Annotated in this window: 22 protein-coding genes; 20 read left to right on the top strand and 2 right to left on the bottom strand. The window is 42.3% G+C overall.

What is annotated here, in order from left to right:
• Positions 1–29: 29 nt before the first annotated feature.
• Positions 30–590 (bottom strand): DUF1643 domain-containing protein, encoded by a 561-nt coding sequence (locus BO222_RS12450; RefSeq protein WP_075821061.1) that lies wholly within the window; start codon positions 588–590, stop codon positions 30–32.
• A gap of 414 nt (positions 591–1,004) precedes the next feature.
• On the opposite strand from BO222_RS12450, the gene BO222_RS12445 reads away from it, so the two are divergent.
• The 20 genes from BO222_RS12445 to BO222_RS12350 all read left to right on the top strand — a co-directional run bounded on the left by BO222_RS12445 (position 1,005) and on the right by BO222_RS12350 (position 21,383).
• The gene (locus BO222_RS12445; protein ID WP_075821060.1) at positions 1,005–1,439 is read left to right on the top strand and encodes a hypothetical protein; all 435 of its coding nucleotides are present in this window, start codon (positions 1,005–1,007) and stop codon (positions 1,437–1,439) included.
• A gap of 156 nt (positions 1,440–1,595) precedes the next feature.
• Positions 1,596–2,348 carry a hypothetical protein gene (locus BO222_RS12440; protein ID WP_075821059.1) on the top strand — a complete coding sequence of 251 codons (753 nt, stop codon included), beginning with the start codon at positions 1,596–1,598 and terminating at the stop codon, positions 2,346–2,348.
• Between the two features lie 357 nt (positions 2,349–2,705).
• Complete coding sequence (locus tag BO222_RS12435) at positions 2,706–3,584, top strand: YitT family protein (protein WP_075821058.1); 879 nt, start codon at positions 2,706–2,708, stop codon at positions 3,582–3,584.
• A 140-nt stretch (positions 3,585–3,724) separates the two neighbouring features.
• Positions 3,725–4,243 carry a ribonuclease M5 gene (gene rnmV, locus BO222_RS12430; protein WP_075821057.1) on the top strand — a complete coding sequence of 173 codons (519 nt, stop codon included), beginning with the start codon at positions 3,725–3,727 and terminating at the stop codon, positions 4,241–4,243.
• Positions 4,240–5,103: a 16S rRNA (adenine(1518)-N(6)/adenine(1519)-N(6))-dimethyltransferase RsmA gene (rsmA, locus tag BO222_RS12425; protein WP_430517240.1), complete on the top strand. Its 864-nt coding sequence runs from the start codon at positions 4,240–4,242 to the stop codon at positions 5,101–5,103. Before rnmV ends, rsmA begins: the two co-directional genes overlap by 4 nt.
• Positions 5,093–5,956, top strand: a complete 864-nt coding sequence (gene ispE, locus BO222_RS12420; protein ID WP_075821056.1) for a 4-(cytidine 5'-diphospho)-2-C-methyl-D-erythritol kinase — start codon at positions 5,093–5,095, stop codon at positions 5,954–5,956. Before rsmA ends, ispE begins: the two co-directional genes overlap by 11 nt.
• A 97-nt stretch (positions 5,957–6,053) precedes the next feature.
• Positions 6,054–6,263: a DUF1146 domain-containing protein gene (locus BO222_RS12415; RefSeq protein ID WP_075821055.1), complete on the top strand. Its 210-nt coding sequence runs from the start codon at positions 6,054–6,056 to the stop codon at positions 6,261–6,263.
• Positions 6,264–6,269: 6 nt separating this feature from the next.
• Positions 6,270–7,199 carry a rod shape-determining protein gene (locus tag BO222_RS12410; protein ID WP_075821054.1) on the top strand — a complete coding sequence of 310 codons (930 nt, stop codon included), beginning with the start codon at positions 6,270–6,272 and terminating at the stop codon, positions 7,197–7,199.
• A gap of 233 nt (positions 7,200–7,432) precedes the next feature.
• A complete protein-coding gene (locus BO222_RS12405; protein WP_075821053.1) occupies positions 7,433–8,083 on the top strand; it encodes a glycerol-3-phosphate acyltransferase in 651 nt (216 codons plus the stop codon).
• Between the two features lie 94 nt (positions 8,084–8,177).
• Positions 8,178–9,920, top strand: coding sequence for a tRNA lysidine(34) synthetase TilS (gene tilS, locus BO222_RS12400; protein WP_075821052.1), 1,743 nt, complete (start codon positions 8,178–8,180; stop codon positions 9,918–9,920).
• Positions 9,913–10,467 (top strand): hypoxanthine phosphoribosyltransferase, encoded by a 555-nt coding sequence (hpt, locus tag BO222_RS12395; RefSeq protein ID WP_075821051.1) that lies wholly within the window; start codon positions 9,913–9,915, stop codon positions 10,465–10,467. The genes tilS and hpt overlap by 8 nt, the downstream gene beginning before the upstream one ends.
• 132 nt (positions 10,468–10,599) lie before the next feature.
• Entirely contained in the window at positions 10,600–12,612 is a 2,013-nt protein-coding gene (gene ftsH / locus BO222_RS12390) for an ATP-dependent zinc metalloprotease FtsH (RefSeq protein ID WP_075821050.1), read from the top strand.
• A 403-nt stretch (positions 12,613–13,015) separates the two neighbouring features.
• A complete protein-coding gene (locus BO222_RS12385) occupies positions 13,016–13,579 on the top strand; it encodes a GNAT family N-acetyltransferase (RefSeq protein ID WP_075821049.1) in 564 nt (187 codons plus the stop codon).
• Positions 13,560–14,498, top strand: a complete 939-nt coding sequence (hslO, locus tag BO222_RS12380) for an Hsp33 family molecular chaperone HslO (protein WP_075821048.1) — start codon at positions 13,560–13,562, stop codon at positions 14,496–14,498. The genes BO222_RS12385 and hslO overlap by 20 nt, the downstream gene beginning before the upstream one ends.
• A 22-nt stretch (positions 14,499–14,520) precedes the next feature.
• Positions 14,521–15,528 (top strand): tRNA dihydrouridine synthase DusB, encoded by a 1,008-nt coding sequence (dusB, locus tag BO222_RS12375; RefSeq protein ID WP_075821073.1) that lies wholly within the window; start codon positions 14,521–14,523, stop codon positions 15,526–15,528.
• Between the two features lie 444 nt (positions 15,529–15,972).
• The gene (locus tag BO222_RS12370) at positions 15,973–17,091 is read left to right on the top strand and encodes an ABC transporter ATP-binding protein (protein ID WP_075821047.1); all 1,119 of its coding nucleotides are present in this window, start codon (positions 15,973–15,975) and stop codon (positions 17,089–17,091) included.
• The gene (locus BO222_RS12365) at positions 17,091–17,984 is read left to right on the top strand and encodes a carbohydrate ABC transporter permease (RefSeq protein WP_075821046.1); all 894 of its coding nucleotides are present in this window, start codon (positions 17,091–17,093) and stop codon (positions 17,982–17,984) included. The genes BO222_RS12370 and BO222_RS12365 overlap by 1 nt, the downstream gene beginning before the upstream one ends.
• 9 nt (positions 17,985–17,993) lie before the next feature.
• Positions 17,994–18,830 carry a carbohydrate ABC transporter permease gene (locus BO222_RS12360; RefSeq protein WP_075821045.1) on the top strand — a complete coding sequence of 279 codons (837 nt, stop codon included), beginning with the start codon at positions 17,994–17,996 and terminating at the stop codon, positions 18,828–18,830.
• Complete coding sequence (locus tag BO222_RS12355) at positions 18,827–20,467, top strand: ABC transporter substrate-binding protein (protein ID WP_233131266.1); 1,641 nt, start codon at positions 18,827–18,829, stop codon at positions 20,465–20,467. Before BO222_RS12360 ends, BO222_RS12355 begins: the two co-directional genes overlap by 4 nt.
• 127 nt (positions 20,468–20,594) lie before the next feature.
• On the top strand, positions 20,595–21,383 hold the full coding sequence (locus tag BO222_RS12350) for a hypothetical protein (protein ID WP_075821044.1): 789 nt from the start codon (positions 20,595–20,597) through the stop codon (positions 21,381–21,383).
• A 210-nt stretch (positions 21,384–21,593) separates the two neighbouring features.
• Here the strand turns inward: BO222_RS12350 and BO222_RS12345 are convergent.
• Positions 21,594–21,848 (bottom strand): transposase (locus BO222_RS12345; protein ID WP_075817320.1); only part of this gene is annotated, 255 nt, incomplete at its 5' end.

Here is a 21,848-nt window from a genome sequence, read left to right as displayed (position 1 = left end):
TTCAAAACGAGCTGGCTGAAATTCCTGCTTTAGAAGCTCTGTGAAAGAAGCTTGTTGACATCGTATGGATACCATCCTTCTCCATTATCCAGATAAAGGCAGTACTGTGGAAGATATCCTTCATCGAGTGGTCCATAATGCATCCAGCTTTCATAATATTCCTCGGCGATTTTGGCGATACTTGAAAGCAGTTCAGGAAAATAGTAGCGATGCTTGTAGTGTGTTCCCCAGGCAGCCCAGATTTTATGATCTGGATATTGAGCAAAGACTTCGCGGATCACTTTTTCATTTTCTTTAACCCAATTGGGATTTGTCATCTCATCCAGTTCATCAAGATGAGTTGCACGCTGCGGATACAGACAAAGGATAATCCAGGAATCGTATCCATAGTCTTTGGCAATGTGCTCTACTGTTCCTACAGTCGGACTTTTTACATCCGGAGCACCGACAGAAGGATTAATGCTCATAACGATCAGAGGATTGTTTCCTCTTGTTCCAAGAACAAAGCGCGCCTTATTGTCTGGTGAATTTTGATAGATCATTCCATCATTTTCTGGATGAAACAGTTGATTTGAATTTGTGGTTTCCATTTTGTGACCTCCATATGATTTATGCATTGGCGAAATATTCATGGATGAATACAGACGCCTGTTTACCTGTATTATCTGCTCTTTGAGAAGCTAATGTTTCGATTTTGAACTTTACTCTGAAATTTGAAAGCAGGATGCCGCAGTATAGAACGCCGAATAGAACGAGAAGGCATAACTGCAGCCTGCATTATCGGTACTTTTTGCATTCAGAACACGTTTTTTACTAACTTACAGGACAAGCAAATTTCATATCTGATTTCAAACTGTATGGTTATAAATATTGAAAATAATGAATAGTCATAAGGAAAGAATTGTGACGAATTTCGAAAAGGTTGATCGAACATTATTTACTTTGAGGTACGATTCTGACACCATAATCCCTAGAGAAATGAATTAAGGAGGAATTAAATTTCCATGAAAAAACGTTATTTCACTGCTGCTTTATGTGCTGCCTTGCTTTTGGCATCTGGATGCAGTTCATCAAAAAAGGTATCTACTACCTGCTCAACTGATATTCTCGGAATGAAAATGTCGGTTGAAATCAGCGCACCATCTGAAAATGATAAAGTCGATGCAATGGCAGTCAAAGTAGATATTCCTTTATCCTATCTGGAAACATCGGGTGTGGATACTTCTGACAAAGGGGCCATTGAAGAATTTGTAACTCAGACTTTTGGCGGCGAAATCGATGAATCTCAGGCTGAAATGAATGTTGAAGTCGGAGATAAAAACGTTCTTGTCTCTTTAACCGCAACGCCTGAAACACTTGGCATCACAGACGAATCAGCGCCAACCTATAAAGAAGTGATCGATCAGATCAAGGATCAGGACGTATTTGCCTGCGAATAAGCGCCAAAAATTACATCATTATTGATCAATTTCGGGGATATCCATTCTGTATTGGAGAGGATATCCTTTTTCGTTTACTGATATTTCGATGAACTGTTCAGTAAGAGTCCTTTGAATAAGGTAGAAAAAAATATCTGTACCTGATAAATTACAGACATGAAATCTAGTACAAAAAATCGAGTGATCGGGATCATATTGATTCTGGCCATGAGTACCGGTCTGATTGTTTCGGGACTTTCGATGTTCATGAAGCCGGCTCAGTCACAAAATACATCAAACCAGACAAATCAGAGCACTTCAGCTGATTTAAAAAATGAAACAGAGGAAAACAACGAATCTTCCCCATCCATCAAGGAGGCCAGAGCGGCCGTGACTGGTTATTTTTCCAGCCTGAAGGATGGAAATGTTGCAAAAGCATACACCTATTGCGAAGAAGAAATGCCGGATCTTTTTGCACTGAAGGAAAAACAGAAAGAATTTGATGAATCCATTAAAAATGAACCCAAAGAGATTCAGGACATCATGAAGGATTACTACTCGGCAAGCGCGGCTCAGTATGTTCGAGAATACGCAATTGAAGACAGCGTCGCCGATCATGACGATGCGGCATTTCTGGTTCGTATTCAGACGGCAGATTTTTCAAAGCTTCAGCCGCGCGATGAGACCAGATACAATGAAGCCATTCAGGAATACGTATCCAGTCATCTTGAAGAACTGAATAATATGGTCAATGAAAAGTCGCAGGAAGAAGCGGATAATTTTCTGCGGGCGATGAAAATGAAAGATTACTATGCCGATGTCAAGGAAGACTTAAAGGCGCTGCCTCAGACTGATCTGCAGATTCAGGTGCTCTCAAAAAAGCAGGCGGATGGAACCTATAAAATTTCATTGATGGAATCGGCCGAATAAGGTTTAAATTGAAGATCTTTTTCAGGTATCCACTCTGAGATGATGCAAAAAGGTTGTATACGATCAGAACAGCCCTCAAAAAGATTCTGGATTCAAAAGATAAAAGGGCTGAAGCAGAAGAAAGTAAACTGAAGAGCAAATCCTAAGAAAAATCAGGATTTGCTCTTTTCTGTGTTTTTATGATTGAGTGTTCAAGCTTGAGCCATCTCTGGTTTTAATCCTCACAGGCTTTAATGGAAAAAAATGAGTCGATGAGCATAAAGTTCGAAAAGCACTTTTCGTGAATTAAGATTGGAATGAAGAAAAAAGCTCAATACAATGATAGAAGAGTGCTTTTTAGTTTTGGGAGGAGATTACATGCTAAAGAAATTGCAGGAAAAATACTGGTTAAAAAATTTGATAATGATCCTTGTCGGCAACCTGCTGGTCGCTTTTTCTGTCAGTTTCTTTATTCTTCCTGGAAATATTCTTTCAGGTGGAACCGCTACAGTGGCTATGGTCCTGGGTCACTTTCTGCCCATCTCTCAGGTGAATCTGATTAATATTCTGACCATCTCCTTATTTATTTTAGGATGGGCAGTTTTAGGGAATCGGTTTGCCCTTCGATCTTTGATCTCATCGCTTTGTTATCCGATTTTCATTTCCCTTTTTTCTACCCTTGATACAACGGCTTTTTCTCATGTGGATCCTTTGCTTTCGGCTTTGTATGCGGGACTTATCATGGGTTTTGGTTTGGGTCTGGTCTTTCGGGTTGGAGGAAGTACAGGCGGAATGGACGTTCCGGCTTTGATTTTGCATCGATTAAGTCATGTCCGATTGAATACCTGCGTAATGGTCGTTGATTCGCTGACGATTCTTGCCGGATTATATGTGTATGGGCTGAATTCGTTTTTAACGGGTCTTCTTTCCATTTTCGCGATGAGTTATGCGATCAACTGGACCTCGACCGCTGGAAGCAACGCAGCTAAAAATGTCATGATTATTTCCGATCACTGGAAAGAGATCCGCGATTTTCTGCTTACGCAGATTTCGCGCGGGGTTACGATTTTACCGGCTACCGGAGCCTGGACCAATCAGGAACGTCCGGTTTTAATGTGCGTGATGCCTTCAAGACGATACTCTCAGGTCGAAGATGCCATTAATGAAATTGATTCTCAGGCTTTTATTGTGGTGACAGACGTGCATGAAGTCAGGGGCCGCGGCTTTACGGTACCGGATATTGATGAAGAAGTCTGAAAAGGTCTGAATTCAAACATAGGATTCACAGGATCAGGAAAAGACGTGGATCGTTAATGAACTATTGAATATATAAGATTTTCTAAAAACAGAATAAGAATTCATTTAATTAAATGAAATACTGAAGGAAGTGGAATTTGATGAAAAAAATCAAAGAGATGATTGTTGTTGAAGGAAAGAACGATACGTCCAAGCTCAAGACGTTCTTTGATTGCGATACGATTGAAACCGGAGGCGATCACGTCTCCAAAGAGGTGCTCGATCGAATCGAAGCCGCAGCCAATAGACGGGGAATCATTGTCTTTACGGACCCAGATACAGCGGGAGAACATATACGAAGGCTGATCAAGGAAAGAATTCCGGAGGCCAAACACGCTTTTATTGCCAAATCGAAGGCAAAAACAGATAAAAAAGTCGGTGTTGAACATGCAGGAAAGGAAGATCTTGAGAAGGCTCTGAAATCCTGCGTAACCTTCATGGAAGGCAATTTTACTCTGTCCAGAGAGGACTTTCTTGATTTAGGGCTGACTGGAGATGCCTTACGCAGACAGAAAGTGACCGAAGCGTTTCATCTTGGAAAATGCAACGCGAAGACCGCATTTAAACGATTGAATGAAGCGGGAATTACCCGCGAACAGATAGAAGAGGTGCTTGAATGATCGAACAGCCCATCGCGACAAAAAAACGAACGCGTGAAATACAGGAAAAATACCAGGCGCAGACCAAAAAGAGTTTTGGACAGAACTTTATTGTAGAACCAGGTGTCGTCGATAAAATTGCAAAGGCAGCCTGCGGTAATGAAGGTGCATCTGTCATTGAAATCGGCCCGGGTATAGGGGCCCTTACCCAGTATCTTTGCGAGTACGCTCCCGAAGTGGTGGCTTATGAAATCGACCCCCGCTTTCCACCGATACTTGAAAAGGAAATAGACAGCGATCATCTTAAAGTCATTCTGCAGGACTTTCTGGAAACGGATGTGGATAAGGTATTGGAAGATTTTGAAAAGCAGAATAAGAAGGTTCGCTTTGCCGGAAATCTGCCGTACTATATCACAACTCCAATCCTCTTTAAACTTTTTGAAGCCACTCATCCGGTAGATGCCATTACCGTCATGATGCAAAAAGAAGTGGCAGATCGTTTCACGGCCAGGCCATCAAGCAAGGAATACAATGCCTTATCGGTCATAACTCAATACCGGACGGATATCAAAAAGATTATGGATGTTAACCGCAATGTCTTCTGGCCAAGTCCCAATGTTGGAAGCAGCGTACTGCAGTTTACCTTTAAAAATGACCATCCAATTCCAGTCGAACAGGAAAAGGAATTCTTTGAGCTGGTAAAAGCCTGTTTTACGCAGCGCCGTAAAACCATCTATAACAATTTGCAGGAATATATGAAAGATAAAGAAGCAGCTTCTGCAATTCTCGAAAAAGCAGGGATCCCATTAAATGCAAGAGCCCAGCAGCTCGAGCTTTCCGATTTTATCAGGCTGTTTGAGGTGATGAAGGATGAAGATTAAAATCCCTGCCAAAGTGAATCTGGCTCTGGATGTCCTGAATCGACTGGAAAATGGCTATCATGAACTCGATATGATCATGGCTCCGGTCAATGTATTTGATGAGATGGAAATCCAGGCAATTTCGCCTTCAAAAAATCCTGTTCAGGATGAAATCAGCTGCTTAAATGAACAGCTGCCAGAGAACAATACACTTTCCAAAGCGCTGGAGCTGCTCAGGGAAACTTACCCCATCCGCCATTTCTACAAAATTTCGCTGCATAAAGGAATTCCTTCGCAGGCGGGAATGGGTGGAGGAAGTGCTGATGCGGCTGCTTTAATCAAGGCGATCAGCCGTCTTGAAGGGCTCAATCTGAGTATGGATCAGATGCAGAAAATCGGTGCGAAAGTAGGAGCGGATGTTCCTTATTGCCTTTTATCCGGTTATGCCAGGGTCAAGGGATTTGGTGAAAAAACTGAACCGATCTTTACGGACTGGCAGATTCCAGTTCTTCTGATACAGCCTGATGAAGGTATCTCGACTCCGGAATGTTTCAGAGTCTTTGATGAACTGGAAAAACCGGTTCATTATGATGTCGATATCATTGAAGATGCTCTGATTAAAAAAGATCCTGCTTTGTTGTATTCGACGATGGCTAACGCTTTGGAAGAGCCAGCTTTTGAGCAGCTGCCCATCCTGCAGGAAATTAAGGAAGAAATGAATGATGAAGGCATTGTCCGGGTGATGATGACTGGAAGCGGCAGTGTCATGATGGGCTTTTCAGTTGATGAAGAAGTTTTGGAACAGGCTGAAAAAAAGCTCAAAGACCGCTATCCATTTGTAAAAAGAGCGATCATCGGTCTGATGGAAGAATAGTTTGCTGCTTTGACAGTTGATCTGATTTTAAAAAGTCATACCGAATCATAAATCATCATAAATCATCATAAATCAACTTTGAAAGGAAGGATGAATCATGAATGTTTCCATCTTGCAGATGGCGGCGTTTTTTCTGTTTTTTGGCGTCAGCTTTTATGCGTTTTCCTGTGTTAAATTCGAGAAATTCTGCAAGACCAATAATGTGCAGCAGATCTATATCCTTCTTTTTATCCTGTCTTTAGTCAGTGCCTATTTGTGTACACAGGCATTTTTGATGCTCACAGTCTATAACGGACTAGGACGGTAGAAGGGCATGGGACTGATCCGCAAAAATTACATCCTCGATCCGGGAAGCTATACATTCAGGCTCTATAATCCTGATACTGGAGAAATTACTTCCATTCGAACCTGCCAATGTCAGGTCAATGGAAACACGCTGGTCGGCAGCCAGGCTATCGAGGCTTCATTTACTTCTGAAGCATCCATGATGAGAGTTCCATATTCACAGGGTAAAGCCTATATGGACATCAGTATTCTGTTTCGGGAACTGTTAAAAAAGGCCAGGATAGATGTTCAGAACACAAGAGCCAATCTGTTAGTGATTCTTCCGCTGGATTGTACGGAAGAAGACAGGGAAGTCTTCTCAAGACTGGCGGCTCAGAGTGGATTTCGCAAGATCTCATTTGTAAAGACCATGGAACTGATGTCAAAAGAGCTTTCACTTAACATTCATGCAGGTCATTCCTGTACGGAAATTGCAGTGATGCATGGTCGAAAACCAATCCTGTATAAGAAAATCATCTACGGAGCTGCTCAGATGGATGAAGCGATTATGGATTATATCGCCAACAAATACAGAGCTCTTCTCTATGCCGAAGATGCCAGCGCCTTACGATTGGCCGCTTCAAAGGCTTTCAGTCAGGGAAGAAATCCCGGACTTTCTTTTACAGCGCTTGATCAATCCGGACAGTATGTTCGAATATCTCTGGACGCCTATGATTTGTGGCCGGCGATGAGATCAGTCATTGATCAGATTATTTTATGGATCAAAACATTGATTGCCCAGAACGGACCAGATTTGATGGACCGTGTACTGCGTCATCCGGTTTACCTGTCAGGCGGATTGAGCGAATGCTTTGGATTATCGCAGATGATTTCTGAACAGCTCAATGTTCCTGTAAAAATTGTCTCAGGCAATGAAAATGCGCTGATCGAAGCCGTAAATAAAAAAAGATTTTTATAAATAGTACTAAAGCCTATTTCGAAAAAACGAGATAGGCTTTTTGGAGTGGCTTATTCGAGAAATTCGTTAAGTCAACAAATTATGAAGATTAACAATTAAGAAAAAGCATCAAAAGGTGTGGATTGAGTTTTCTCTTCTACAATGAAAAAAACAATAGAACAAACGATGATCAGGACATCCAGTAAAAACGAAATGTCATATCAGATCTATCGATAAAGAAGAGGAACTGCAAAATGAATAATTCTGTTCTTGAAACAACCATATTTGTGATCTTTGGCTATCTTTCTGGCAGCGTCCTTTATATTGATGTGGCTCAGAAACTATTTCATAAAGGAAATCTGAGTGCAGCAAGTGAAGATCATAATCCAGGAACTTTTAATGCCTTTAAACAAGGCGGCTTTCAGGCAGGAATGCTTACCTTAACGGGAGACATATTAAAAGGAGTCATCCCAGTCAGTTTATATCTGCACCTGTGCCCGGAAACTGCAATGAATGGATTGGGATTTTCGCTTGTGCTTGCAGCACCGGTTTTTGGTCACATCTATTCCTGCTTTCATCACTTTCATGGGGGAAAAGGAATAGCGGTGACTTTTGGAGTGCTTTTAGGTCTGGTTCCGGATTGGAAACCAGTTTTGATCCTGGCTTTTTTATTCCTGTTTTTCTCATTGATCATAAAAATAAATCCAGACTCGATCAAAACTGCTCTGGTTTTTCTGCTGCTTCCAATCTGTTCTTTTCTGTTTCAGGTATGGCTGGCTGTGATTTTTGGTGAAGCTTTGATTGTATTTGGCGTACTTGCCCGTTTATATACCGAAAATCTTCAGGTGGCATCCATTGAAATCAGACCATTCTGGATGAAGGCCGAAAAGCAGTTTGAAGAATGATTGAAACTGCAGCAGAAAAGAAACAAAACTAAAAATCAGATTCCCGCTTTGAATTCTTGCGATTCAAGATAAGGATCCATAAACTTCTTTCAAGATGAAACAAAATAACCAGAACAAAAACACTTCCCTGCAGAATCAATCCATGGATGAACCTGAAAAATCCATTCTGGTCGGAGTCAGCGGCGGCCCAGACTCCATGGCTTTGCTCGATCTTCTAATCAAAGAAAAAAGAAAAGCAGATAAAGCTGAAAATATCAAAAATTTCAATGATCAGAAACAGGCCTGTACAGATCAGAAATGGCCTGATCTTTCGCTTTTAGATTTAAAACTTTTAAAGAGCGCAAAGATTGTTGTCTGCCATGTCAATTATCAACATCGGGATACGGCAGACCGTGATGAAAAGATCGTAGAAGAATTCTGTAACAAACACCATCTTCAATTTGAACTCTTAAAGGCAGACAGCAAAAAAGTCACTGGAAATTTTCAGGCCTGGGCCAGGGATCTTCGCTATGACTTCTTTGAAGCGTGTGCCAGAAAACATCAGGCAAAGCATCTTTTGATTGCTCATCAGCAGGATGATCACATTGAAACCTATCTGATGCAAAAACAAAGAAAGAGTATCCCATCGCACTATGGGCTGCCTTTTTATTCAAATAGAAAGTCTCTGACGCTGATCAGACCCCTTCTTTTGTGGACGAAACAGGAACTTGAAGATTACTGCATTGATCATCAGATTCCCTATGGAATTGATGAAAGCAATTTATCGGATGATTATTTACGCAATCGAATCCGACACCAGAAAATTGAAAAGCTGTCTTTGAATCAAAGACAGCAGCTTCTATATCAGATTAAAATTGAAAATAAAAACCTGGACGATCTGCATAAGAGAATTACCCGGATTATCGAAGAAAAATCACTCTTCAATAAGGAAAATGAAGAGATTCAATGGCTTGTTCTGGATCGAATGATTTCAGATTTTTGCGCTGTTCATCTCTCAAAAAAGTCGCTTCAGGAAGCGTTGCGTCAGCTTGCAAGTCATGGCTCCTTTGAAATCCGGCTTCCAGATCGAATCATTCAGAAAACTTTGGATCATCAAAACAGTCTGAATGAAGATTCATGGATAACAAAGATGGATAAAAATGAAGATTGGTCTGAATCCGGTTTAGATGCAAAACAGAACCAAACTGTTCCTGTTCGAATTCAAAGGATACTGACTGGACGAAACACCAGGCAAAATCAACAATTAAAGACTCAAAAACATTGTAAGGAAGATCCATTGATCGTCCTTAAATTAAAAGAGAATGTTATTGATCATAACAAAAACAGTGATCATTTATTCGAAATCAATAGAAACAGAAGAAACACAGATCAGTCTGCAGGCAGCAAGATCAGACCATTGATTCAGAATATGCCAATTGTCATCCATTCTCAAAAGGAACTTGAAGATCTTGTCAGCAGCCAGAAGGAATTCGTTATTTCAGATCAATGGAAAATCCGTTTTCAAAAGCCTGAAAACAGAATGGAATCATTTTTTGTAAAGGATCCTGACTTTCCAATAACCATCGAAGGAATGAAGAATGGAGATCGAATCGATCTGAGATATGGAAGAAAAAAGATCGCTCGAATCTTCGTCGATAAAAAAATTCCCAAAGAGAGCAGAGCAGATTTCCCAATTCTGAAGAATAAGGAACAAAAAGTTATTTTTATGCCGCAAACCGGAGCGGATATTAAACATTTTAAAGAAAACTGTCCATACGGTATGGTATTATTTTCTCTGACTAATTCAGAACAGAATAAGGTCTCTCGAACGAAAAGTGAGGATTCAGACAATGAGTGATACACCCATCAGCAACGATATTAAAGAAATTATTATCAGTGAAAAAAACATTGAGCAGCGCTGCAGAGAACTGGCCGCTCAGATTGAAGCTGATTATGAAAACGATGGAATTACCCCGCTTGTCGTCGGATTGCTGAAGGGAAGTGTGCCTTTCATGTCCGAACTGATTAAGTATTTTCATCATGCCATTGAAATTGACTTTATTTCCGTCAGCTCCTATGAGGGAACGGAATCATCCGGTGATGTCAAGATCGACAAGGACCTTGACCTTTCAAGCCGCAATAAAAACGTCCTGATTGTCGAAGACATCGTCGATACAGGCCGCACCTTAAAAGCAGTAAAACAGCTCTTTTATAACAAGGGAGCCAATGAGGTACGCATCGTTTCTTTGCTTGATAAACCAGACCGCCGTAAAGTTGATATCGAGGCGGACTATGTTGGATTTAAGGTTCCTGATGCTTTTGTCGTTGGATATGGTCTTGACTATAACCAGAAGTATCGAAACCTGCCTTACATCGGAATCCTCAAAGAAGAAATCTACGAGTAAAAACGAATAAAAGCGAAAAAAAGCAGAATATCTTAAGAAGGGATGTTCTGTCTTTTGTTCGTTCACAGCACCTGAAATCTGAATTTTCAGATTTTGACAGCGAAAAAATCTCATAAGAAAGGGGGATTTGCATTGAAGAAATGGCTCAATTACCTCCCGACGATTTTTATTATCACAATCGTATTCTCCCTGTTCATGTATTCAACACAGGGCTCGGTCAACCATATGAACTACACTCAGTTTCAGCAGGCGGCCCAGGATGCAACATTCAAGAATGCGACCATTGATATTCAGGATACAGTCCTGAAAGTCGAAGGAACTTATACCAAAGATGGCAAGCCGACAAGCTTTAATGTCATTATTCCAAACACTGAAGAAAACCTCGAATGGGTCAGCGATCAGGTTCGTGAAGATGGTGGTACCGTTACGATTACCGATCCGGATTCCGGTGCCTTATGGGCTACAATTCTGGGTCAGCTTTTACCCCTTGGCTTAATTGCCGTTTTCTTCTACTTTATGTTTGCTCACATGGGCGGAGGCGGCAATAACAAGGCTTTTGAATTTGCTAAATCTAAGGCTCGTGTGGAAACGAACGTAAAAACCCGTTTTAAGGACGTTGCTGGATGTGACGAAGAAAAAGAAGAAGTCAAGGAAATCATCGACTATCTGCGCTCTCCTCAGAAATTTACTGACATGGGCGCTCATATTCCCAAGGGAATCCTGATGGTCGGCCCTCCTGGAACTGGTAAAACACTGCTTGCCAAGGCGGTAGCCGGAGAAGCCAATGTTCCATTCTTCTCCATTTCTGGTTCTGACTTTGTCGAAATGTTTGTTGGTACAGGTGCTAGCCGGGTTCGTGACATGTTCAAGACCGCGGCCAAAAACGCTCCCTGTATCGTCTTCATCGATGAAATCGATGCGGTCGGAAGACAGCGCGGAGCCGGTATGGGCGGTGGAAACGATGAACGCGAACAGACGCTTAACCAGCTGCTAGTGGAAATGGATGGTATGACCGATAACAATGGAATTGTTATTGTGGCAGCTACCAACCGGCCAGACGTTTTAGACCCGGCTTTGATGCGTTCAGGCCGTTTTGACCGACGTGTTACTGTCAATCTTCCAGACGTAAAAGGAAGAAAAGAAATTCTGCAGGTTCATGCCCGTAATAAACATTTGGCTCCTTCCATTTCCCTGGAAGGTCTCGCTAGAAGAACTCCTGGCTTTTCCGGAGCCGATCTGGCCAACGTTTTAAATGAAGGTGCGATTCTTGCGGTAAGAAACAAGGAAAAAGTCATCACTCAGGATGATCTCGATGAAGCCATTGACCGCGTCATGATGGGGCCGGCGAAAAAGTCGAAAAAGTATACGGATAAAGACAAGTGGCTGGTTTCATATCATGAAGCTGGACATGCCGTTATTGGCTTAAAACTTGATGATGCCGACATCGTTCAGAAAGTGACGATCATTCCACGTGGAGATGCCGGCGGATACAATCTGATGATGCCAAAAGAAGAAAAATACTTTAACCGCAAATCCGAGCTGATCGCTCAGATTACCGGACTGCTTGGCGGCCGTACCGCTGAAGAACTCGTCTTTGGCGAAATTTCTGCGGGTGCGGTTAACGATATTGAAAAATTGACCAGCATTGCTAAAAACATGGTTCGTGTTTACGGTATGTCTTCTTTAGGACCAATTCAGTATGCCGATCCACAGGGGAATGTATTCCTTGGCAGGGATTACACCAAGGGAAGCGACTACTCTGCAGGTGTCGCTACAGAAATTGATCGTGAAGTTCGCTCAATCATTGATGATTGTCATACCATGGCCCGCAAGATCCTGACAGAAAACAGAAATCTGCTCGATCTGATTGCCCATTCCCTGTATGAACATGAAACATTGACTAATGAAGAGATTACGAATCTGATGAATTATGGTCAGCTGACGGATCCAAATGCACCAGCTCTTCCGGAACCAAAAAAGGATGAGCCGCAGAAAACGCAGCTCGATTTGAGTAAGGACGAACCGGATGGTCAGAATAAGTCATCAGATTCTTCTGAAAAACCTTCATTACCAGATGTTCCTGCTCCAGAAATGGATCGCAAGTCCCTCGATGATGCGATGAATGAACTATCACGTCGTGATTAACGATCCGGAAATTGAAAAGAAGACCCGAAAATTGGTTTGTAAATGTCAATGAGACAGAACAAATACGGTATTTAATGCCGTTGCCAATGAACCCGCATCTTTTCACTACTCCTGTACGGCCGCGTTATCTCAGATCGTGCAGGAAATGATCATGATGTGATCGATGTCAAAAGGATAAAAACTCTCTTTGATCAGATTCCGACTCAAAAAGCATGGAGGATTCAAAACCTCTGATGAGGCAGTCAATAAACGCATGAATAATCAAAAAAGTTTTTTAACGCAGTTCATAAACTGAATATGTTCTGCGTTTTTTTTGTTGATTTTGAAGCGGATTATTACAAAGATGGACCGATTAAAAATGGATGCTTTCATAAATGGATTAATAATTCTACCATTGAAAGGTATGGTTAAGTCTATTTATGAAACAAAGAGGCTGATTATCCGGCCCTGGAGAAAAAGAGATGCCATCTGGCTGAAAAAATGGGGACAGGATCCAGATGTCGCTTTGCCTACTGGCTGGAAACCAGTGGTTTCTTTGTTTTTAGCACTTGAAATGATTGCCACAGGGTATAGAAAGCCCTGGGCTTTTGCGATTGAGGAAAAAGAAAGTTCTAAAGTGATTGGTTCAGTCTCCCTGATGCCAGAATCGATGGGGCATTTCAAACTGAAAAAGGATGAAATGGAAATCGGATACTGGATTGGAAAACCCTTCTGGGGACAGGGATTTATGGGGGAAGCTCTTGAATCAATTTTCGATGATCTATTTGCGAATAATGGAATCCATCGAATCTACTGCATCTGCGCTGCAAAGAACACTCAATCAATTCGAGTGCAGGAAAAACTGGGCTTTCGTTATAATAAGACCGAAAACATATGGCAGCAGGGTTTAAATAAATCTGTATTAAGCCATGTGAGCCTCCTTGAAAAGGAAGATTGGAGATCATATCGTGAAAGATCAGCTCGTTAAAGCTCTGGCTCTTGAAGGCAGAGTTCGTTTATATCTGGTTCGTTCTACAGATCTGGTCGAAGAGGCCAGAAACCGTTTTGATCTGAACCCAACCCCAACAGCCGCATTAGGCCGTGTGCTCAGTGTGGCTTCAATCATGGGAGCCATGCTCAAAGATTCCCATGAGATGCTTACCATTAACATTAACGGCGGCGGTCCGCTTGGACAGATTGTCGTCGATGCTTACCCCAATGGTGATGTCCGCGGATTTGTATCCAATCCGCTTGCCGAAGCCGATTCATTAAACAATGGGCATCTTAATGTAGGTGCGATTGTCGGCAATGCGGGGACATTAACTGTGACCAAAGATCTGCATATGGAAGATAACTGGTCAGGTACCGTTGCTTTGCAGAGTGGTGAAATCGGAGAGGATTTCGCTTATTACTTCACTTTATCAGAACAGACTCCAACCGCTGTTTCTGTCGGTGTCAAAGTTGAACCAGGCGGACAGGTAAAAGCAGCTGGTGCCATGGTGCTTCAGATGATGCCGGATGCGACAGATACGGACATTTCAATTTGTGAACATGTTCTTTCCGGTTTAAAACCGATGTCAACCATCATGGAAGAATATGACGACAGCGATCTGAGCGCTCTTGCCAAAGACATGTTTGAAGATGCCAATGTTCTTTCAGTACAGGATGTAGCCTTCTCGTGTCCGTGCTCAAAAGAAAAAACAGAACGTGTTTTATCCTCTATTGCTCCAGGTGAACTGCAGGAAATGATTGATGAAGATCATGGGGCTGAAGTGACCTGCAACTTCTGCAATACAACCTATCAATTTTCTGAAGAAGAACTTCAGAAGATTCTGGATGAAAACCTGAAAAACCTGGCTGAGACAAAGGAACTTGAAGACAGTGTGGATTCGGGACGTCGAGATTAAGATTCCTGTCATAGTCGCTCCGATGGCTGGTATATCGACCCGGGCTTTTCGGGCGGTTGCCAAGGACTTTGGAGCTGGGCTTGTCTGCAACGAAATGGTTTCAGACAAAGCCCTTTTTTATGGCTCGAATCGAACTGAGAATATGTGCAGGACTTCCGAAAATGAACATCCCGTGTCCTTTCAGGTTTTTGGACACGACATTGAATCGGTCGTCTATGCCGCAAAATATCTGGATCAGCAGACTGAGTGCGATATCATCGACATCAATATGGGCTGCCCGGTGACCAAAGTCATCAAGGCAAAAGCCGGAAGTTATCTGATGAAAGATGTCGACTATGCAAAAAAACTGATCGAAGCGGTTGTGAATGCAGTCAAAAAACCGGTAACTGTAAAAATGAGGACTGGTTTTGATGAGGATCACATCAACTGCGTTGAGCTCGCCAGAGCAGCCGAGCAGGCTGGGGCAAGTGCAGTGGCGGTTCATGGCCGGACGAAAACGCAGATGTATGAAGGAAAGGCTGACTGGTCCTGGATTAAAAAGGTCAAGGAAGCGGTATCGATTCCTGTGATTGGCAATGGAGACATTCACAGCGTTGAAGATATGAAAGCTATGATGGAACAGACCGGATGTGATGCGGTGATGATTGGACGGGGCATCGTTGGAAATCCATTCCTGATTCAGGAATGCGCCGATTACTTTACAGGTCAGAAGCATGAATTCACTTTGGAAATGCGAATGAATGCTTTAAGAAAGCATATGAATCTTCTGATTGAAGATGCTGGAGAAAAGAATGCGATGGCTCAGATGCGCGGCCTGGCCAGCTGGTATTTTAAAGGTCTTCCAGCCAGCCGTGCTTTTAAAGCCAGAGTCTCTTCGCTGAATCATCCTGAAGAGCTCGAAGCGATCATTGAAGAATTCATGGAAGCTTCAAGAATGCAGGAAACGATGCGTGAAGAGTATGCAAAAGACCATACCTTAAATGCCTCTGAATCAACAAAGGATACAGATGGCGAAAAAACTGAACTTTAGATTGAATGAAAACCGGCGGGCAGAATACACTAATCGAATCTGCCCGCTTTTTTATTGATCGCCCTGTTATTCGCTTTCTAATTGGTTATGTATAAGGAACTGGTCAATAGAACGTATGGCCTCTAGTCTTCGAACTGTTAACCATTTTGTCTGTTTGGTATCCTTAGCATAAGGACTCATTTTCTCCTGCCAGTAATTTCGTTTTTTAAGAGGGATTTAACTGACAAAGATAAAAGCCGATCATAAAGCCAGTTCAAGCAAAAGAGAAAATGAACGAAACATATTTTGTTTAACAAGGATTCATAATTAAAGCTGTCATTACTGAGCATTTTGCCGGGATCTGAAAATATCTTTGATTGCTTATGTTCCAAAAGAAAGATAAAGGTCTTAGCAGAAGGCTGACAGGATAGAGTTTTAATTTACAAAAGGAAAGGAAGACTGACGATGGAAATCGTTTTAGAAAATCTGACAAAAAAGTTCCCGGGACGAGGAAGAAAAAATAAAAAAGAAGTTGTCGCCGTGGATGATTTTAATTTCACCATTCCGGATGGAAAACTGGTAGGACTATTAGGTCCTTCAGGATGCGGAAAGAGTACAACGCTCAATATGATCAGCGGACTGCTTAAGCCCACAAGCGGAAAAGTTCTGTTTGGAGATAAGGATGTAACCAATCTGCCTCCGGAAGAAAGAGGCGTGGGCATGGTTTTTCAGAACTATGCTCTGTATCCGCATTTAACCGTTGAAGAAAATATTCGCTTCCCTCTGGAAAACTTCACAGGAAAAGATCGGCTTTCGAAAGAAGAAATGAGAAAAAGAGTGGAAGAAGCGGCTAAACTGGTTCATATTGATGAGTTGCTTGAAAGAAAACCCAGTGAACTTTCTGGCGGTCAGCAGCAGCGGGTTGCGATTGCCCGCGCTTTGGTCAAACTGCCCAAAGTCCTGCTTTTAGATGAACCGCTCAGCAACCTTGATGCAAGACTTCGCCTGCAGACGCGGGAAGAAATTCGCAGGATTCAACAGGAAACAGGAATTACGACGATCTTTGTCACCCACGATCAGGATGAAGCCATGAGTATCTCTGATCTGATCGTTGTGATGAAGGATGGCGAACTGCAGCAGATTGACTCGCCGCAAAAAGTCTATGATGATCCAGCCAATCAGTTTGTCGCTCAGTTTTTGGGTACTCCGCCAATCAATATTTTTGAAGGCACGATCAGAGATCAGAAGCTGTATATCAATGAGGATGCCGTTCTTGAAGCCAGCGGGCTGCCGGATCAGGATGTTGTGGTGGCGATTCGGCCGGAAGGATTCATTCTGGATGAAAATGGACGGATGGAAAATGAACTGGTTCGTCCTGAAGTGAGCGGACGCGATATCAGCATTCTGTTTAAGAATCCGGCTTTTAAAAACGATATTGCCAGAGCCATCATCTCATCAGATGACTGGACACATATTCCTCATGGCAAGGTCCGCTTTGATCTCAAACCCCATAAAGTTTATCTGTTTCAGCCAGAAGACGGCAAACGAATTCGAGTGGATCTAAAAAGGATGGAGAAGGAATAATGGAAAAACAAAACCTGAAAGCCTTCCTGTATCTGCTTCCGGCTTTCCTGTTTCTTGCTGTATTTATGATTTATCCGCTGATTGACGTTTTTGTTTATTCAGTCGAAGAAGGATACAGCTCGGCAAGCCAGAGCTTTTTTGGAGTGGGCTTATATAACTATGACTACGTCCTGCATGATCCCTATTTTTCAAGAGCCCTGTTAAATACATTCATACTGGTCATTGTAACGGTCCCCTTATCAACCGGACTGGCCCTTCTGATTGCTTTTGCCTTAACCCGGATTGAAAAGGTCCGCTCCTTGTTTCAGACCATTTACTTTTTGCCTTATGTCACCAATACTCTGGCCGTCGGTATGGTCTTTATGGTTCTTTTTAAGCAGACACCGTATTCAGAAGGTTTTGTGAATATGCTGATCCATATGTTTGGCGGACAGGGAGTTGATTTTATTGAAGGACCATACTGGGCAAAGATGTTTGTGCTTTGTTTCTATACGATCTGGATCGTTATGCCGTTTAAGATTCTGATTCTGACATCTGCTCTGGCCAGCGTGAATCCGATTTATTATTCAGCCGCCAAGGTGGATGGAACCAGACCCTGGCGTATTTTCTATAAAATCACCCTGCCGCTGATTTCACCTTCCGTGTTTTATCTGATTATTACCGGATTTATTGGCGCGTTTAAAGCCTACTCCGATGCAGTGGCTTTATTTGGAACCAATCTGAATTCGGCGGGGATGAATACGATGGTTGGATACGTCTTTGACATGCTTTATCGGGACGGAGGGGGATATCCTTCCTACGCTTCAGCAGCAGCCATCATTCTGTTTGCGATCGTGCTGACAATCACTGTCATCAATCTGATGGTTTCCAAAAAGCACGTTCACTACAGCTAAGGAGTTTTTATGAAAACATTCTTTAAAAAACATAAGCCGCTGACCTGGTTCTTTCTGATCTTATGGGCAATCATTGTATTATTTCCGTTTTACTGGATGGTTCTGACTTCTCTGAAGGAATATGGAGCCTATAACGCCGAATATACGCCGACATTTTTTACGCTGTCGCCAACCATTGAAAACTACATTGAAGCCTTTACGGCTGTCGATCTTGGCCGCTACTTAATCAATACCGTCATCTTTACGGTGATCACGACCGCCTTGATGATCTTTGTGACCATACTGGCTGCCTTTGCGTTTGCAAGACTTCAGTTTTCTGGTAAAAACATTCTGTTTACCCTGTTTCTGGCGTTGATGATGATTCCGGGAGAGCTGGTAGTCATTACCAACTTTCAGACGATTACCGAACTGAATTTGCGAAATACCTTTACCGGACTGATTCTTCCATCAGTGACTTCTGTTTTCTATATTTATCTACTCCGGGAAAATTTCGCGCAGATTCCGGATTCGCTTTACTATGCTGCGAAAGTCGATGGAACCAGTGACTGGCGCTATTTATGGAAAGTCATGGTTCCGATCTGTATGCCAACAGTCGTAACCATTACGATTTTAAAGGTCATCGAATGCTGGAATCTTTACATTTGGCCATCTCTGATTACGGATGATCCAAAGTACTTTCTGGTTTCCAATGGAATTCAGGAAATTCGTGAAAGTGGATTTGGGCGAGCCAATATTCCGGCCATGATGGCTGCCGTAGTGGTCATTTCCATTCCGTTGATCGTATTATTTCTGGTTTACCGCAAGCAGATCATGAGCGGCGTGGTAAGAGGAGGAACCAAAGGATGATGCCTTTTATTCAACTTCGCAAAAAAATTCGATTGGCTGCTGCTAAAAATAAAAAGATGCTTACGGCTCTGCTGTCCGTTTTTTGCATGGTCTTCCTGTTCGGATGTCATGGCGCCAAAACGTCTTCGAGTTTTGAAATGCCTGAAGCTTTTGATGAAACAAAACCAGTTGAAATCACCTTCTGGGCAAAAAATGATACGAATAAAAATCAGACGGATGTCTATAAGAAGGCGATCGCCGACTTTGAAAAGATGTATCCAAACATCCATGTGAATCTGAAGCTGTATACCGATTACGGCAAGATTTATAACGACATCATCACCAATATCGCTACCGGAACCACTCCAAATGTTGCGATTACTTACCCGGACCATATCGCTTCTTATTTACAGGGTGCCAACACAGTCGTTGCAATGGATGAACTGATGGACGATCCGGCCTATGGTCTGGGCGGAAGCGAACTGAAATTTGATGGTCCGAAAAAAGAGGAAATCGTATCTGCCTTTTTAAATGAAGGAGTCATTCAGGATCAGCAGTATGCCCTTCCATTCATGCGTTCAACCGAAGCCCTCTACATCAATAAGACTCTGGTTGAAAAGTTAGGCTATGAAGTTCCCGATGTACCCACATGGGAGTGGATCTGGGAAGTTTCAGAAGCGGCCACAAAGAAAAATCCGGATGGAACCTATGCTTTAAACAATCAAAAAGTGCTGATCCCGTTTATTTATAAATCGACGGACAATATGTTGATCACGATGTTGAAACAGCAGGATGCTGGCTACTCGACCGATGAAGGCGAGATCGAAATTTTTAATGATACAACCTCAGCGGATTTAGAGGAGATTGCCTCTCATGCAAAATCCGGCGCTTTTTCAACCTTTAAAATTTCGGGTTATCCCGCAAACTTTCTGAATGCTTCACAGACGCTGTTTGCCGTAGACTCTACAGCAGGAGCGACATGGATGGGCGCCAATGCTCCATTAAGCGATATCAGTGAAGGAGCAAAAACCGATTTTGAAACTGTTGTTCGTCCGGTCCCACAAGTCGATGTTGAAAACATTGAAATGATTTCCCAGGGGCCGTCAATTGCATTATTTTCCAAGGATAATCCGCAGGAAGTTTTAGCATCCTGGCTGTTTGCGCAGTATCTGTTATCCAATGAAGTTCAATTAGGATACGCCAAAACAGAAGGCTATCTTCCGGTTACAGATAAAGTACTTGAGTCCTCTGAATATCAGGAATATCTTTCCTTATCAGGAACTGATAATAATGAACATTATTCAGTAAAGATCGATGCCGCCAAACTTCTGATGGATCATCTTGACGACACGTTTGTAACGCCTGTATTTAACGGTTCAGCTTCACTTCGCAATGCGGCAGGAGAACTGGTTGAAAGTGTTGTTAAATCGACCAGGCGCAAGGAAACAATTGATGAAAGCTATCTGCAGGATCTGTATTCCAAGGTCAATACCCTTTATCGGTTGGACCAGCTCTCACAGGCATCCGGATCGAAAAAGCCATTAGGAAAAATGCCGGCCTCTTCAATCTGGCTGCTTTCCATTCTGGCGATCGTCTGGATTGGAATTATTATTGTGTTTATTCGTCAGAAGCTTCAACAGAAAAAAGCCCAGAGCTAAAGCACAAATCAAAAGAGAATTAACACAGGCAGTCTGTATTCAAAACAAAAGCTGCCGTATAATGAATGAGTATTCAATGAACCTGAAAAGTTCATAACAGACAGATATTCTGTCAGGGAGAATGGAAATGAAAAAGAAAATTTGGGCGGCACTGTTCTTAAGTGCCGGACTTGCATTTGCCGGCTGCTCGAGCAGTTCGGATGCTGATAAAAAAGCAGATACAACTGATACATCTGAAACAACCGCTGCGGATGCGGCCGCAAAATCTGAAGGCGTGATGACCTATCAGGAATATATCGATGCGCCGATTGATTCTGAAGTGGTTGTAGAAGGTTATGTTCAGGATAAACAGTCCTGGTGGGAAGATAAAGCCACTCTGTATCTGGCTGATCCGGATGGCGCTTACTTTGTGTATAACGCCAATGTTCCTCAGGATCTTTATGACAAGTTAGTCGAAGGAACTAAAGTGAAAGTCACTGGCTATAAAACAGAATGGTCAGGAGAAGTTGAAGTTGCCGATGGGGCAGACGTTGAAATCATCGAGGGTCCAACTTATGTGGCTCCAGTTGTTGATGTGACAGATAAACTGGCTAATGAAGATGAACTGATCAAATCGCAGAACCAGAAAGTCGCTTTTAATGAAATGGAAATTGTACCAGCAGAAGAAGGATCGGATGCCGCTTATCTTTATAATTATGATGGTTCCGGAAGCGAAGGCGATGACCTGTACTTCAATGCTTCCAAAGATGGCAAGACGTATACCTTCACCGTTGAATCCTACCTCAGAGACAAAGACTCTGATGTATACAAAGCTGTAAAAGATCTGAAAGTTGGCGATAAGGTCAACATGGAAGGCTACCTTTACTGGTATGAAGGAGCTAACCCACACATCACTTCTGTTACTGTCGTTGAATAATCAGAATAAATCAAATAACACATATAAAATCGAATCGAAAATCAAGGGGCTGTTAAATTTCGACTGATTTTTCATCAGCGAGATTTACAGCCTCTTTTTCTATGCTTTTTATCTGATTCAATCCTGTTTTATGATGTGTTTTTCCGCTCAAGTCAATTTTTGAACGCACTGAAAAGAGCCAAAACTCAAAAAGACTGTTTATAATCTTTTTCAGATTTCGCTTTTCTGCTCCTTTAATTTTCCATAACGTTCGAGTTCTGGGCAACTCATCCGATTTCTGTTGTTTAATTTTCTGATATTGTGTCCCATGGCCACAATAAGCACCTCAAATTTTACGTTTTCCAGTCCCCGGCGTCTCAATCGGCTGTATCTGTAGTTTTCTTTAAGATCTCCGAAGGTTCCTTCCGCCTGAATGCTCCGGCTGACCATAATCTCATGTCCTGCATCTGAAGACATGTTCTCCCG

This window comes from Ileibacterium valens, assembly GCF_001945525.1.
Taxonomy (GTDB): Bacteria; Bacillota_I; Bacilli_A; order Erysipelotrichales; family Erysipelotrichaceae; genus Ileibacterium; species Ileibacterium valens.
This window is presented reverse-complemented; position numbering and strand designations above follow the sequence as displayed.

Bases quoted from the DNA above. Each gene is read 5' to 3' on its own strand.
- BO222_RS12450 (WP_075821061.1), bottom strand. From the start codon at position 590: ATGGAAACCACAAATTCAAATCAACTGTTTCATCCAGAAAATGATGGA.
- BO222_RS12445 (WP_075821060.1), top strand. From the start codon at position 1,005: ATGAAAAAACGTTATTTCACTGCTGCTTTATGTGCTGCCTTGCTTTTG.
- BO222_RS12440 (WP_075821059.1), top strand. From the start codon at position 1,596: ATGAAATCTAGTACAAAAAATCGAGTGATCGGGATCATATTGATTCTG.
- BO222_RS12435 (WP_075821058.1), top strand. From the start codon at position 2,706: ATGCTAAAGAAATTGCAGGAAAAATACTGGTTAAAAAATTTGATAATG.
- rnmV (WP_075821057.1), top strand. From the start codon at position 3,725: ATGAAAAAAATCAAAGAGATGATTGTTGTTGAAGGAAAGAACGATACG.
- rsmA (WP_430517240.1), top strand. From the start codon at position 4,240: ATGATCGAACAGCCCATCGCGACAAAAAAACGAACGCGTGAAATACAG.
- ispE (WP_075821056.1), top strand. From the start codon at position 5,093: ATGAAGATTAAAATCCCTGCCAAAGTGAATCTGGCTCTGGATGTCCTG.
- BO222_RS12415 (WP_075821055.1), top strand. From the start codon at position 6,054: ATGAATGTTTCCATCTTGCAGATGGCGGCGTTTTTTCTGTTTTTTGGC.
- BO222_RS12410 (WP_075821054.1), top strand. From the start codon at position 6,270: ATGGGACTGATCCGCAAAAATTACATCCTCGATCCGGGAAGCTATACA.
- BO222_RS12405 (WP_075821053.1), top strand. From the start codon at position 7,433: ATGAATAATTCTGTTCTTGAAACAACCATATTTGTGATCTTTGGCTAT.
- tilS (WP_075821052.1), top strand. From the start codon at position 8,178: ATGAAACAAAATAACCAGAACAAAAACACTTCCCTGCAGAATCAATCC.
- hpt (WP_075821051.1), top strand. From the start codon at position 9,913: ATGAGTGATACACCCATCAGCAACGATATTAAAGAAATTATTATCAGT.
- BO222_RS12385 (WP_075821049.1), top strand. From the start codon at position 13,016: ATGGTTAAGTCTATTTATGAAACAAAGAGGCTGATTATCCGGCCCTGG.
- dusB (WP_075821073.1), top strand. From the start codon at position 14,521: ATGGCTGGTATATCGACCCGGGCTTTTCGGGCGGTTGCCAAGGACTTT.
- BO222_RS12370 (WP_075821047.1), top strand. From the start codon at position 15,973: ATGGAAATCGTTTTAGAAAATCTGACAAAAAAGTTCCCGGGACGAGGA.
- BO222_RS12365 (WP_075821046.1), top strand. From the start codon at position 17,091: ATGGAAAAACAAAACCTGAAAGCCTTCCTGTATCTGCTTCCGGCTTTC.
- BO222_RS12360 (WP_075821045.1), top strand. From the start codon at position 17,994: ATGAAAACATTCTTTAAAAAACATAAGCCGCTGACCTGGTTCTTTCTG.
- BO222_RS12355 (WP_233131266.1), top strand. From the start codon at position 18,827: ATGATGCCTTTTATTCAACTTCGCAAAAAAATTCGATTGGCTGCTGCT.
- BO222_RS12350 (WP_075821044.1), top strand. From the start codon at position 20,595: ATGAAAAAGAAAATTTGGGCGGCACTGTTCTTAAGTGCCGGACTTGCA.